Origin of the sequence: Salinicola corii (assembly GCF_008298015.1) — a bacterium.
GTDB classification, from domain to species: domain Bacteria; phylum Pseudomonadota; class Gammaproteobacteria; order Pseudomonadales; family Halomonadaceae; genus Salinicola; species Salinicola corii.
Genome location: NZ_VTPX01000002.1, coordinates 178527 through 192087, shown reverse-complemented (window position 1 = coordinate 192087; position 13561 = coordinate 178527). Strand labels below are relative to the sequence as shown.

13 protein-coding genes and 3 tRNA genes are annotated in these 13561 nt (G+C 64.6%); 3 read left to right on the top strand and 13 right to left on the bottom strand.

Annotated elements, in window-relative coordinates; translation table 11 throughout:
- Positions 1-2 precede the first annotated feature (2 nt).
- From F0A16_RS04840 to F0A16_RS04780, 13 genes are all read right to left on the bottom strand, one after another.
- Entirely contained in the window at positions 3-1250 is a 1248-nt protein-coding gene (locus F0A16_RS04840; protein ID WP_223119710.1) for a serine hydrolase domain-containing protein, read from the bottom strand.
- Positions 1251-1338: 88 nt separating this feature from the next.
- Positions 1339-1414, bottom strand: a tRNA-Lys gene (locus F0A16_RS04835).
- Positions 1415-1476: 62 nt separating this feature from the next.
- Positions 1477-1552: transfer RNA gene (locus F0A16_RS04830), tRNA-Lys, on the bottom strand.
- A 21-nt stretch (positions 1553-1573) separates the two neighbouring features.
- Positions 1574-1649, bottom strand: a tRNA-Lys gene (locus tag F0A16_RS04825).
- A gap of 87 nt (positions 1650-1736) precedes the next feature.
- Positions 1737-2603 (bottom strand): 23S rRNA pseudouridine(2605) synthase RluB, encoded by an 867-nt coding sequence (gene rluB, locus F0A16_RS04820; RefSeq protein WP_110598005.1) that lies wholly within the window; start codon positions 2601-2603, stop codon positions 1737-1739.
- 71 nt (positions 2604-2674) lie between these two features.
- Positions 2675-3586, bottom strand: coding sequence for an SMC-Scp complex subunit ScpB (gene scpB / locus F0A16_RS04815; protein ID WP_149434258.1), 912 nt, complete (start codon positions 3584-3586; stop codon positions 2675-2677).
- The gene (locus F0A16_RS04810) at positions 3583-4542 is read right to left on the bottom strand and encodes a segregation and condensation protein A (RefSeq protein WP_420853067.1); all 960 of its coding nucleotides are present in this window, start codon (positions 4540-4542) and stop codon (positions 3583-3585) included. Before F0A16_RS04810 ends, scpB begins: the two co-directional genes overlap by 4 nt.
- A 119-nt stretch (positions 4543-4661) precedes the next feature.
- Entirely contained in the window at positions 4662-5786 is a 1125-nt protein-coding gene (pqqE, locus tag F0A16_RS04805) for a pyrroloquinoline quinone biosynthesis protein PqqE (RefSeq protein ID WP_149434256.1), read from the bottom strand.
- Positions 5783-6091 carry a pyrroloquinoline quinone biosynthesis peptide chaperone PqqD gene (gene pqqD, locus F0A16_RS04800; RefSeq protein WP_149434255.1) on the bottom strand — a complete coding sequence of 103 codons (309 nt, stop codon included), beginning with the start codon at positions 6089-6091 and terminating at the stop codon, positions 5783-5785. Before pqqD ends, pqqE begins: the two co-directional genes overlap by 4 nt.
- A complete protein-coding gene (gene pqqC, locus F0A16_RS04795) occupies positions 6088-6885 on the bottom strand; it encodes a pyrroloquinoline-quinone synthase PqqC (RefSeq protein ID WP_239023713.1) in 798 nt (265 codons plus the stop codon). Before pqqC ends, pqqD begins: the two co-directional genes overlap by 4 nt.
- Positions 6879-7814, bottom strand: a complete 936-nt coding sequence (pqqB, locus tag F0A16_RS04790; protein ID WP_239023712.1) for a pyrroloquinoline quinone biosynthesis protein PqqB — start codon at positions 7812-7814, stop codon at positions 6879-6881. Before pqqB ends, pqqC begins: the two co-directional genes overlap by 7 nt.
- Positions 7811-7888, bottom strand: a complete 78-nt coding sequence (gene pqqA, locus F0A16_RS22230; protein ID WP_075569317.1) for a pyrroloquinoline quinone precursor peptide PqqA — start codon at positions 7886-7888, stop codon at positions 7811-7813. Before pqqA ends, pqqB begins: the two co-directional genes overlap by 4 nt.
- A gap of 107 nt (positions 7889-7995) precedes the next feature.
- Positions 7996-9906, bottom strand: a complete 1911-nt coding sequence (locus F0A16_RS04780) for a DEAD/DEAH box helicase (RefSeq protein ID WP_149434254.1) — start codon at positions 9904-9906, stop codon at positions 7996-7998.
- 214 nt (positions 9907-10120) lie between these two features.
- Here F0A16_RS04780 and F0A16_RS04775 point away from each other — a divergent pair, with 214 nt between their 5' ends.
- From F0A16_RS04775 to larE, 3 genes are all read left to right on the top strand, one after another.
- The gene (locus F0A16_RS04775; protein ID WP_149434253.1) at positions 10121-11245 is read left to right on the top strand and encodes a 2-keto-3-deoxygluconate permease; all 1125 of its coding nucleotides are present in this window, start codon (positions 10121-10123) and stop codon (positions 11243-11245) included.
- An 82-nt stretch (positions 11246-11327) separates the two neighbouring features.
- On the top strand, positions 11328-12590 hold the full coding sequence (gene larA, locus F0A16_RS04770; RefSeq protein WP_149434252.1) for a nickel-dependent lactate racemase: 1263 nt from the start codon (positions 11328-11330) through the stop codon (positions 12588-12590).
- Positions 12591-12643: 53 nt separating this feature from the next.
- Positions 12644-13552 (top strand): ATP-dependent sacrificial sulfur transferase LarE, encoded by a 909-nt coding sequence (larE, locus tag F0A16_RS04765; protein WP_223119709.1) that lies wholly within the window; start codon positions 12644-12646, stop codon positions 13550-13552.
- Positions 13553-13561 lie beyond the last annotated feature (9 nt).

Below are 13561 nucleotides of genomic sequence, written 5' to 3'. Positions count from 1 at the left end.
CCTCAGGCTGGCCCGCCGGCCTGCCCCTCGAGATGTGCCACGACCGCATCGCAGAACACCATCGGATCGATCACCAATCTGCCGAGCGGTTTCGGCGCGGCGGCGTTCTGCGCGATCACGATGTCACGCGCCGGATTGACGTAGATGAGCTGGCCGTGAATTCCCCTCGCGGCGAAGGCGCGATCCCGGCGCGAGGGTTCCGTCCAGGCAGTCCACCACATGTAGCCATATTCCAGTGGCGATTGGCTCCCGACGAGAGTGGTGGGTCGCGTGGCTTCGTCGACCCACCCCTCGGGTAGCAGCGGTTGGCCGTCGAGCCTGCCGCCATCGAGCATGAACTGGCCGAAGCGCGCGTAATCCCTCAAGGTCGCCGCGATGCCGCTGCCGCCGATCTCGACGCCGTCGGCGGACTCCAGCCACCAGCAGGCGTCGCTCTCCATGCCGTAGGGCTGCCACAATTTCTCCGATAGATAGTCGGCCAGGGGCCGGCCCACGGCCCGCCGAACCAACTCGGCGAGAATCTGCGTCTCGCCGGTACTGTAGTTATGGAGCGTGCCCGGTCGGACGGCGCGAGGCAGCGCTGCCATCACCTTTATCGCCCTGCCCGGCTGCTGGGCGATCTGCGCCTTCAACAGCGCGCGACGATCGGATCGGGGATCGGTGTAGGTCTCGTTCCAGGCAACGCCGGACGCCATCATCAGCAGGTCGCGCAGGCTGACGCCTTCGTAGGCGCTTCCCGCCAGCGCCGGCACGTAATCGGTCACCTGTGAGGACAGGCCCTCGGGGATCAGACCGTCCCGGATTGCCATGCCGGCCAGCGTCGAACAGATGGACTTGGCCACCGACATCGACATCCAGCGGGTATCGCGCCGATTGCCGCGCTGGTAGGTCTCATGAACGATTTCTCCGTGCCGGAGCACCAACAGGCCGGTGACACTGTTCAGCGCCAGGTAGTCGTAGAGATCGTAGGCGTCGCCGTTGGCGCTGGCGATCACTCCATCGAGGCTCGTCGGCGCCTGCCCGAGCGGACGCGGGGAAGCGCCAGCGGAGATGATTCGGGTAGGAAACAAGCGGTCGATATTGCGAAAGGTGTTCACCGCCAAATCGGGTGTCAGGCGGCCGCTGTAGGCCTGCTCGATGTCACCGATCGGCTCGCCGGCATGACGGTAGATGGCGCTAGACCGGGACGGTTCGGGGCGAGACGCGTCGACCGAACAGGCGAAACCTGGCTGGAGCGAACTGGACGTCATGAGAGGTCTCCTAGGGGAATCCTCAATCATTAACACAGCCACGCGAAGACGTGCATCGATTTGTCGGCGAAGCGGGAGACCATTGAAATGGTGGGTCGTGTAGGATTCGAACCTACGACCAATTGGTTAAAAGCCAACTGCTCTACCAACTGAGCTAACGACCCGAAACGTGCAACTGACAGCGGGCGCTGCGCAGTGATGCCGAAACGGCGAGAGGGGAGATCGATGGTGGGTCGTGTAGGATTCGAACCTACGACCAATTGGTTAAAAGCCAACTGCTCTACCAACTGAGCTAACGACCCATCGTGCGACCCGTCGGAAAGTGGTGGGTCGTGTAGGATTCGAACCTACGACCAATTGGTTAAAAGCCAACTGCTCTACCAACTGAGCTAACGACCCCTTCCGACTGGGCGCACATATTACTCATAAGCCTCGGAGCAGGCAAGCGTTTTTTCCCGCCTCGAGGCCGCTGGCGCAACGCCGGAATCAGGAGTCCTGGCGACGCGGACGACGCGGTTTCTTCATCGCCGTCACCGGGCGGCGCTTGTTCTTGTCGCGACTCCAGCGGTTCTTCTCGTCCGGCGTCAGCTCGGGCACCTTGCGCGGTTCGAGGCCAGCCAGGTTCGACAGCTCGTCGATCTCGTCCTGGGTCATCTCGGTCCACTCGCCGGCCTTGGCCCGCTTGTCGAGGAAGATATTGCCGTAGCGAACCCGCTTCAGGCGGCTCACGGTCAACCCCTGGGACTCCCACAGCCGCCGAACTTCCCGGTTGCGCCCCTCCAGGATCACGACGTGGAACCAGGTGTTGATACCCTCGCCGCCGAACTCCTGGACGTCGGAGAAGCGCGCCGGGCCATCCTCGAGCATCACGCCCTCGACCATGGCGACCACGTGCTCGCGCTTCACTTCGCCCATGACGCGGACGGCATATTCACGTTCGATCTGGTGCGAGGGGTGCATCAGCCGGTTGGCCAGTTCACCGTCGGTGGTGAATAGCAGAAGCCCGCTGGTATTGATGTCGAGGCGGCCGATGGCGATCCAGCGTTCGCCCTTCAGTCGCGGCAGGCGTTCGAACACGGTCCGCCGCCCCTCCGGATCCTTGCGCGTGCACAGCTCGCCCTCCGGCTTGTTGTACATGATGACCCGGCGAGGTACCTCCTCGACGGCGCGCAGGTTGATGGCCCGGTCGTCCAGCGCCACGCGGTCGCGCGACCCGACACGATCGCCCAGCTTGGCGACCTGGCCGTTGACCTTGATCCGGCCGGCGCTGATCGCGGTTTCCATTTCGCGTCGCGAGCCATATCCGGCGCGCGCCAGCACTTTCTGCAATTTCTCGGTATTGGTATCCGTCATGATGCTTCATTGCCTCATCGGCTAGTCGCCACCTCCCCCCCGGCCTGTCGGCAGTTCGGTTCGAGGCGACTTCAGGTGTCCGTGTCCGTTCCATGCTGGTCCGAATCGGTGCCGCTACCCGGCACCTCCGATTCATCCCGACGTCTGCGGGCACGTTCGGCCAGTCGCGCTTCGAGCTCGGCAAAACTCAGCGACTCGCCGGGGGACGCCATCTCGGCGTGTTCGTCAGTGTCGGACTCAGGTTCCGACGTTGCCGATACCTCTTCCCAACCGGCCGGTGTGTCGTCGAGCGGTGCGGTGTCATCGATACCGGCTTCGGCATCGCTCTCGCCCGTCTCGTCAGCGCCGGGTCCGACATCGGGAGCGACGCCATCGGGCACATCGGCGAACGGCTGGTGCATGGCCGTTTCGAACGTCTCGAAGGACTTGAGTTCATGCATCGGCGGCAACGAATCCAGCGTCTGCAGCCCCAGGTCATCGAGAAACGCCCGGGTGGTGGCGTAGACCGCCGGCCGTCCCGGCACGTCGCGATGGCCGACGACCCGGATCCAGCCCCGCTCCACCAGCGTGCGCATGATCGAGCTGCTGACCGCCACGCCGCGCACCTCCTCGATGTCCCCGCGGGTGACCGGCTGGCGGTAGGCGATCAGCGCCAGCGTCTCGAGCAGTGCCCGCGAGTAGCGTTGCGGTTTCTCGTCCCACAGCCGCGACACCCACGGCGAATAGCGCTGACGGATCCTGATCTGGTAACCCGAAGCGGACTCCTGCAGCTCCAGCGCCCCGCCCGCCGTCAACCGGTCGCCGAGCTTGTTCAGCGACTCCCGGATGGCGGCACGGGACGGCGGCTGCCCCGAATCGAACGGGCCGTCGCCGAACAGCGCCTCGATCCGCTCCAGCGAGAGCGGCTCACCGGCGGCCAGCAGTACCGCTTCCAGAATCTCGTCCAGCGCTGGGATCACGTAAGGGTCGGTCAGGCGGTTCATGCCCGGGTCTCGCCGTCGCCGTTATCGGATTCATCGACGCCTGTCGCCGACGCGGACGTTGCGGCCTCGAAAGCCGGCTCGCCCTCGATGTCGCCATCGTCGCCTGCGGCACCGTCCTCGATCGCCAGCCTGGCACGCAGGTGTATTGGCGAGAGCGGCGCATTCTGCACGATTTCGATCATCGACTCACGCGCTAATTCGAGAATCGCCATGAAGGTGACGATGACCCCGGCGCGACCCTCGGAAAGGTCGAACAGCGCCTCGAACGGCGTGTAGCGATCGGCGTTCAATTTGGCCATGATCGACAGCATCCGCTCGCGGGTCGAGAGCACCTCGCGACTGATCCGATGGGACTGGCGCAGATCGGCCCGCTTGAGCATGCCGCCGAGGGCCCCGAGCAGATCGTTCAGCGAGACGTCGGGATGGACCACCCGAGGCTCGAGTTCCGGCAGCGCCGCCTGCGCCGGATACCAGTCGCGCCCCATGCGCGGCAGCGCGTCGAGTTCCTCGGCGGAGAGCTTGAGCTGTTCGTACTCCTGCAGACGCCGGATCAGCTCGGCCCGCGGATCGGCTTCCTCGTCCTCGTCGTCGCCCTTGGGCGGCCGTGGCAACAGCGTGCGCGACTTGATCTCGGCGAGCATCGCGGCCATCACCAGATACTCGCCGGCCAGGTCGATCTCCATCGCCTGCATCAGATCCACGTACTCGACGTACTGATGGGTGATGGCGGCGACGTTGATGGCCAGGATGTCGAGATTCTGCCGCCGGATCAGGTAGAGCAGCAGATCGAGCGGCCCCTCGAAGGTCTCGAGGAAGACCTTGAGCGCTTCCGGCGGGATATAGAGATCCTGCGGCAGCTCGGTCAGGCGCTCGCCGTTGACCCGGACCACGAAGTCGAGTGGCAGCTGCCCCGACGGCGACGCCTCGGCGGCATCGGGTCGTTCGGATTCGATCACGCTCACGCCGCCTCCCGGATCATGGCTGGATAATGAACGCAGTCTAACAAGGCAGGCAACGATGGCCTATCGACACGACGTCGACGGACCCACAGTGGACACGTCGCCATCGTCGGATATCAGGCGGGTTGGCGCGAAAATCGCCGATAGGTGAATTCGTCGTCCTTGTGGGAGTCGACGATCGCCAGCGTCTGGATCTCGTCGTGGTAGGGAGAGAGCTCGCAGACCGGGTCCATCTGGGTGGCGTCGCCGGTCAACATCAAGGCCTGGCAGCGACAGCCGCCCCAGTCGATCTCGCGCCGGTCGCAGCTTTGGCAGGCGTCCGGCATCCAGTCGGTACCGCGATAGGCATTGAAGGCGGGGCTATGCTGCCAGATATCGCCCAGCGCATGCTCGCCCACGTTCCAGAACTCGAGACCGGGGATCGTCTCGGCGGCGTGGCAAGGCAGCACCTTGCCCGCGGGCGTGACGTTGAGCGACTGTCGGCCCCAGCCGTTCATGCACGGCTTGGGCAGCCGCGCATAGTAATCCGGCACCACGGCGTCGATCACCAGCTTGCCCTTTAGGCGCTCGCGGGCCGCCTCCACCAGATCGATCGCCTCCATCACCTGTTCCCGCGGCGGCATCAGCGCGCCACGGTTCTGGAGCGCCCAGCCGTAATACTGCGCGTGAGCGATCTCGAGGCGCCGCGCGCCCAGTTCCAGTGCCAGTTCGACCAGATCGGGGATCTGATGCAGGTTGGCGCGATGGATCACAGTGTTGAGCGTCAACGGCAGCCCGACGTCGGTCACTTCCGCCGCGAAGGCGAGCTTCTTGTCGAAGGCGCCGGGCAGGTTGGCGATATGATCGTTGACCTCCGCCGTCGCACCCTGCACCGAGAGCTGGACGTGATCGAGCCCGGCGTCGGCCAGCGCTTCGAGACGCGCACGACCGATATTGACCCCGGCCGTGATCAGGTTGGAGTAGAGGCCGTGCTCGGCGCAGCTCGCCACCAGCGCTTCCAGATCCTGGCGCAACGCCGGCTCGCCGCCGGATAGATGTACCTGCAGCACGCCGAGCTCGGCTGCCTCGGCGAAGACTCGCTGCCAGGCTTGCGTGTCCAGCTCTTCACGCTTGCGGGTCAGTTCGACCGGGTTGGAGCAGTACGGGCATTGCAACGGACAGCGATGCGTGAGCTCCGCCAGCATGCCAATAGGGGGTGGCTGCATCGAGGGCGACTGACGCGCTTCCGACGGGGTATTCATGTCACTTCCAGAACGTTCTTGGTGATCAGGTCGGCGAGCATGGCACGCACATCGGCAAGAATGCGATCCCGCGGTGCAGCAAAAGCCTGCGCCAGATCGTCGACGATGGCGGCGATATCGCGCTCGCCGTCGACGCGCATCAGTACCTGCTGGGCAATGGGATCGAGCTGAAACACCCGCTCCGGCGCCAGCAGCACCCAGCCACCGCGGGCCTTGTCCTCGCGCAGGCGCACGCCGCGTGGGATCTTCACCACGTCGGACTCCTGGAGTTCGGGCACACCACCAGCGTCGATATCGGCACTCATCGGGCAAGCCTCCCTTCGCCACCCAGGCCATCCCCCTCGACGCCACTGCCCCAGGCGCCGGGCGGCACCTGGCCAGAAGACACATAGGCGTGCGAGAGCGCATCGAGCATCGCCCAGAGCACGCTGCACTTGAAGCGCAGTGCGTCGATCACCGCCTGCTGCTGGTCGGCGCGCTTGGCGTGGCGCTTGACGTAGTCGAGCGCCATCTCGGCATCCCGCGGCGCCTGGGTCAGCCGCGGCTCGAAGTAGGAGAGCGTCTCGCGGGAGACGAAATCGTAGTGTTCGAGCATGCCGCGCACGCGCTGGCCGATCACCATCGGCGAGAACAGCTCGGTCAGCGATGAGGCGATCGCCTCCAGCAGCGTCCGGTCGCGCACGAAGTGGGTATAGGCCTCCACGGCAAAGCGCGTCGCCGGGAGGATGCCGCGGGTCGAGACGACCAGCTCCCGCGACAGGCCGAGTCCGTCGGTCAGCTTCAGCCAGCGCTCGATGCCACCCTCGCCCGGCGCTTCACCGTCATGGTCGACCAGCCGCGAGCGCCAGGTGCGGCGCAGTTCGGGATCGTCGAGCCTCGCCATCAGCGAGGCGTCCTTGATCGGTATCATCGCCTGGTAGTAGTAGCGATTGAGCGCCCAGGCCTGGACCTGGCGCTTATCCAGTTCGCCGTTCTGCAACATCAGCTGGAACGGATGACGATGGTGATAGCGCGTCTCGCCGACTTCGCGCAGACGCGCCTCCAGCGCCTCGACGCTCAACGGTTCAACGAGATCGGGATGATTTTCGAAATTCAGCAAGAGAGCTCCATGCCGTCAAAGGCGATCTGCCAGCCGGCGCGTTCGGCAGCCTGGCGCTCGGTGGAGTCGGCGATCAACACCGGGTTGGTGTTGTTGATGTGAACGAAGACGCGCTGGCCCAGCGAGAGCTCGGCCAATGACGCGATGCTGCCGTCGTCCCCGGACATCGACATGTGACCCATGCGTTGGCCGGTCTTGTGGCCGACGCCCGCACGCACCATTTCATCGTCGCGCCACAAGGTGCCGTCGAACAGCAGCAGGTCGGCACCGTCGAGGCGCGCGGCGAGTGCCGGGGTCATCGCCGCACAGCCGGGAATGTAGAACGCACGCTTGTCATTGCCGATCAGCTCGACGCCCACGGTGCTCTCGCCTTCGACGCCGATCTCGACCCGGTCGCCCTCGAGATAGAGCGCGGTCTTGCCCGGCACCGCGAACAGCCGGGCTTGCAGGCCCTCGAGCAGCGCAAAGGGCTGATCCAGGGCGATCGATTCGCGGCTGACATAGTCGGGGTTCAGCACCTCGAAGATCGGACTGCCGCGCAGTACATCCTGAATCATCGGCGTCGCCAGCAGCCGGAACGGCGAGCTCTCACGGAGATTGAGCAGCCCGCCGATATGATCGACGTCGGCATTGGTCAGCAGCACGCTGGCGATCGGCGTGTGCCGACGACCCTCGCGCGGATGCAGTGCAGGCGTCTGTTGAATCTGTTTGAGAATATCGGGCGCGCAGTTGATCAGCGCCCAGTTTTCGCCGTCGACACTGACGGCAATCGAGGATTGGGTCCGTGGCGTGACGCGCTGGTCGCCTTCCCAGACCAGGCGGCACACGTCGCAGCGGCAGTTCCACTGAGGCGAACCGCCACCGGCGGCCGCCCCCAGTACGCGCAGCTGCAGGGCAGCGCCGCCGCGCGTGTCTTGCTGTTGGCTCAAAATTCAGCGGGCATGTAGTCGTTGATTTCCATGCCGACGCAGATTTCCTTCACTTCGGGGGTCGTCCAGCTCATGGGGAGCTCCTTGATCTTCGGTTTGGGGTGAGCGCTCGAACGAGCGGCACTTCATTCTAGTCAAAGGGCGCGCTTGGCCCAATGCTTTTATTAGCAAGAAAACGATTCTACCCCTCGGCACCAGCCGTGTCCGCCGTGCGATAACGCCCGACATAGTCGAACAGCTTCTCGTCGACCCGCCAGTGGCGTCCGGTCTTGCGGCCGATGACGAAATCCGGCGCTCGCAGGCGCTCCGCTTCGGCAGCCGCCTGCTCGGCCGAGCCGGGCCGCCAGCCACTGCCCGGTGCGCGCAGATGCTGGCGTAGAAAGACGCGCGCGAACACATGCTGCTGCGCCGGCGTGTCGAGCCCGAACCACTCGTCCAGCGTCTCGCCATCCTCGTCGTGGTAGGTCACCTTGAGCCGCGGTACGCCGCGCCCGTTGGTGGTCGCCTCGAGCTGCATGCCACTCACCCGCAGCACCTTGGCGTGACGCAGCTTGAGCGCATCGCGCAGCTTGTCGTCGGGGTCGACCAAGCGCTCGCCGCAGTGCCCGCAGGCACGCGCGGCGATATCGTTCTCGCCGCCGCACTGCTCGCACACCTTGAAGCGGAAGCGAAAGGTGCACTGGCGTCGACTCTCCAGAGTGCCCGACGCTGCGCTGACCTCGGCAATATCCTTTGGGTTTGCATTTCCGCTGTTCGCGCGGTCTTGGGCGCGATAAACGAGCCCCTGACAGCGCCGGCCGTGATGTTCGATCACGAAGTCGCCGTCTCGCTTACCCCAGAAGGTATTGGCGAAGCCGCATTCGGGGCATTCGACCTGCACCGGTTCGCTCTCGCCGTCCGGGCGCGCCTGGGCAATCTCCGGCGCGTAGAGCTCCCACGGATTGCCGGCGTAGTCGAGGATCAGGCAGTCGGTCTTGCCCGGCGAGAGCCGCAGGCCACGGCCGACGATCTGTTGATAGAGCCCCACCGATTCGGTCGGACGCAGAATGGCGATCACATCCACGTGCGGCGCATCGAAACCGGTCGTCAATACCGCCACGTTGACCAGGTACTTGAGCTCGCGGGCCTTGAACGCGGCGATCAGGCGCTCCCGTTCCCCCCCCGGCGTCGCGCCGGTCACCAGCGCGCTCTCCCCCGGCGGCAACTGCCCCAGCACTTCCTCGGCGTGGGCGACGGTGGCGGCGAAGATCATCACGCCCTCCCGGTCCCGGGCACGTGCGATCACGTCATCAACGATTCGCGGCGTGGCGCGGTTGCCTCGAACCACGCCGTTCAGATCGCGCTCGGCGAACTGGCCGTTGCGCTGCGGCATCAACCGGGAGAAGTCGTAGAACGCCAGGGCGCCATCGACCCGCTTGGGCTCGGCGAGATACCCCTGACGCACCATGACCCGCAGCGGCTGCTCGAACACGCAGTCGCGGAAGAAGGCGTCTTCCGGCCCCTTGACCATACCGTGATAGTGGCGGTGGTAGAGAAAGCCCTCGCCGAGCCGGTAGGGCGTGGCGGTCAGCCCAAGCACCTTGAGATTGGGCCGTGCCGCGCGCAATCGCGCAATCACCTTCTCGTAGGTGGAAGCGCTGCGCAGACGATCGTCGTCGGCCTTGCCGGCTCCGCGCGCCAGCGCCTCTTTTGACATCGATAGGCGATGGCACTCGTCGATCACCAGCAGCGTGAACTCGCCGGTGGCGAAATCGTCCAGCCCGTTGACCACCGACTGCACCGAACCGAACACCACCTGGCGCCCGCTCTCCTTGCGCCCCAGCCCGGCGCTGAAGATGTCCGCTTCGAGGCCGTAGGCCAGGTACTTGGCGTGATTCTGCTCGACCAGTTCACGCACATGGGCCAGCACCAGCACCCGGCCGCGGGCGCGCCGGGCCAGTTCGGCGATGACCAAGGACTTGCCGCTACCGGTTGGCAACACGACCACGGCCGGATCGTCACTACCACGGAAATGCGCGATGACGTTATCGACGGCCTGACGCTGATAGGGGCGGAGTCGAGGGACGGCATTTGTCGAGGAGAGTCTGGGCATGAGCGGCATGGTACTCAGGTCGCGCGGCCGAGGAAACGACTCGGCCACGGGCCACGGTGCCGTACTTTGACTGCGGCGATCAAAGGCGTGCGACCCGCCCCCTACATCTTTAGTTGAATTGCCATAAATGATCGATCCGATCAAATTAGCAAGCGTTCCGATCACTGAAAACCAGTGAACCACTCGCCATTAATGGCGCACGGGAGTCAACCCCATGAAACTGCTCGCTACGATCCAGAAGGTCCCCGGAGGTCTGATGGTGGTTCCCCTCATCTTCGGTGCCGCGCTCAATACCATCGACCAGCTCCATCTGCCCTGGGTCACCGCGATCCTGCAGTGGCTCGGCGCGGGACAGACCGACAGCGGCCAGTACGAATTCCTGCGTATCGGCGGTTTTTCCCAGGAACTGTTCAAGGACGGCGCGCTGGTACTGATCGCGCTGTTCCTGTTCTGCTCCGGTAGCCAGATGAACCTGCGCGTAGGAGGCAAGGCGCTCAAGAAAGGCGCCCTACTGGTCACCGCAAAATATCTGACCGGTCTGGCCGTGGGTGTGGGCCTGGGGCTGATGTTCGATCCGATCGACGGCCTGCTGGGTCTTTCGACGGTGGCGATCATCGCCGCCATGACCAACGGCAACGGCGGCATGTATGCGGCCCTTACCAGCCAGTACGGCAATCGCTCCGACACCGGCGCGGTGGCAATCCTGTCACTCAACGATGGCCCGTTCTTCACCCTGATGTCCCTGGGTCTGCTGGGCTCCCAGTTCCCGGTCATCGCCTTTATCGCCGTGCTGCTGCCGATCGCGCTAGGCATGCTACTGGGCAATCTCGATCACGACATTCGCGCCTTCCTCAAACCCGGCGAGATCCTGCCGGTGCCCTTCTTCGCCTTTGCCCTGGGCGCGAACATGAATCTGGCGGCCTTCTTCAATCCTGAGGTCGTGGGTGCCGGCCTGCTGCTGGGCGTCATGACTACCGTACTCACCGGCGGCGTCGGTATTCTGATCTTCAGACTGTTCCGCGAACCCAGCGTCATCGCCCCGGTCTCCGAAGCCACCACGGCGGGTAACGCAGCCGGAACGCCGGCCGCCATCGCCGCCGCAGCCGCCGTGGCTGCCAACTCGGGCATGATGAGCGCCGCCGAAGCGCAGAGTTATCACGACCTGGTCAACATCGCCACGTCGCAGATATCGATCGCCACGCTGACGACCGCCATCCTGGGGCCGATCGCCGTGATGCTGGTAGATCGCTGGCAGAAGAGACGTGGCATCGAAGGCACCCTTGAGGACGAGCCGCAATCCCGTGTCGACGAGGATCTCGGTGTCGCCCGCGACGGTTGAGCGACGCCGCTGCCGTATCGTGGCATGCTGAGACGAATGACATCATCCGGCGGCGCGCAAGCGCCGCCATCCTGGAGCCTTCATGAAAATCTCTCTGCTCTACGGCAAGGGTGAGCTGGCACTCGACCTGCCAGACGACACTTTCGTCGTCGAACCGACGACGCAGCATGCGATGGAGAATCCCGAAGCCGGCGTTCGCGAAGCACTCTCTTCGCCGATCGGTACCCCGCCGCTCAAGGAGATGGTCAAGGCCAGCGATCGCGTCGCCATCGTCATCAGCGACATCACCCGCCCGACGCCCAATCATCTACTGGTACCGCTGCTGATCGAAACGCTCGATCACGTGCCGCGTGAAAACTTCGTCATCATCAACGGCACCGGTACCCACCGCGACCAGACGGTCGAAGAGCTTCGCGGCATGCTAGGCGACTGGGTGGTGGATCACATCGAGGTCATCAACAACCACTGCGACAACTACGATGAGCTTGTCAACGTGGGAGACAACAGCTTCGGCTGCCCTTCCTGGCTCAATCGGCGCTGGGTCGAAGCCGATTTTCGTATCGTCACCGGTTTCATCGAACCCCATTTCTTCGCTGGCTTCTCCGGCGGGCCCAAGGGGGTGATGCCGGGCATCGCGGGTCTCGAGACGATCATGACGTTTCACAACGCCCGCATGATCGGCGATCCGCGTTCCACCTGGGGCAACATGAACGACAATCCGCTGCAGGCGATGACCCGCGAGATCAACGCGCTGTGCCCGCCCCATTTCATGCTCAACGTCACGTTGAATCGCGACAAGGCGATCACCCGGGTCTTTGCCGGCGATCTCACCGAAGCCCACCGTCAGGGTTGCGAACACGAGCTGGAACACGCCATGGTACGCGCCAGCCAGCGCTTCGATGTCGTGATCACCGGCAACTCCGGCTACCCGCTGGATCAGAATCTGTATCAGGCGGTCAAGGGAATGAGTGCCGCGCACAAGATCGTCAAGCGCGGCGGCACCATCCTGATGGCCTGCGAGTGTTCCGATGGCATTCCCGATCACGGCAAGTTCGCCGAGATCCTGGCCATGGCGGACTCTCCCCAGGCGTTGCTCGAAATGATCGAGGATCCAGAGTTCGCCATGCTCGATCAGTGGCAGGTGCAGAAGCAGGCGGTCATCCAGAGCTGGGCCGATGTGATGCTCTACTCGACGCTGAGCGACGCCCAGGCACGCGCCGCGCTGTTGGAGCCCGTCCATGACATCGCCGAAACGCTGCAGGCATTGAAAGCACGTTACGGCGAGGAAATGTCGATTGCCGTGATGCCGCTGGGACCGCTGACGGTACCCTATGTTGATGACTGAGCTGTGTCGATGACTGAACGTCCGGTCGACGGACACACGACGGGAGGGACCCAATGACCTCGATGGCTCGAAGCGAACGGATCGACGCCTTGAGCGTGGACGCGGCGGCGCCGTCACGCCCGCACAGCGTGTCGCTGACCGCCGACGTGACCCAGGGCGCCGAACTCGAGGCCAAGCTGGAACGCCTGCGTCACGTGCTTCGCGAGATGGGCGACGTGGTGGTGGCGTTCTCCGGTGGCGTCGACAGCACCTTCCTGCTGGCCATCGCGCTGGAGACGCTGGGCCGGGAACGCGTCCTGGCGGTCACCGCCGACTCGGAATCCTATCCGTTCGAGGAACTCGATGCCGCCCGCGAACTGGCCCGGCGTCTGGAGGCGCCGCACCGGGTCATCGAGACCTCGGAGATCGCCATTCCCGGCTACGCCGAGAACGACGCCAACCGCTGCTACTACTGCAAATCCGGCCTGTTCACCCATCTGGCGCCGATCATGGTCGACGCCGGATTCCATAATATCGTCTTCGGCCTGATCGCCGACGACGACGGCGAACATCGCCCGGGCACCCAGGCCGCCCGCGAGTATGGCGTGCGTGGTCCGCTGCATGAAGTCGGCCTGTACAAGGCCGAGATCCGCGAACTCTCCCAGGCCATGGGGTTACCGACCTGGAACAAGCCCTCGCTGGCGTGTCTGTCATCGCGGGTCGCCTACGGCGAGCGCATCACGCTGGAGAAACTCGAGCGGATCGCCGAAGCCGAGCGCCGCGTCAGAGCTCTGAACATCGGCCAGCTCCGCGTGCGCCATCATGGCGAACTGGCGCGGATCGAAGTCGAACCCCAGGACATGGCGACGGTGCTCGAACATCACGACCGGCTGGTCGCGGAACTCACGGCGCTGGGATACGCCTGGGTGACGCTGGATCTGGCCGGCTACCGCAGCGGCAGCATGAATCGACTGCTGCCTTGAATTTAGTTC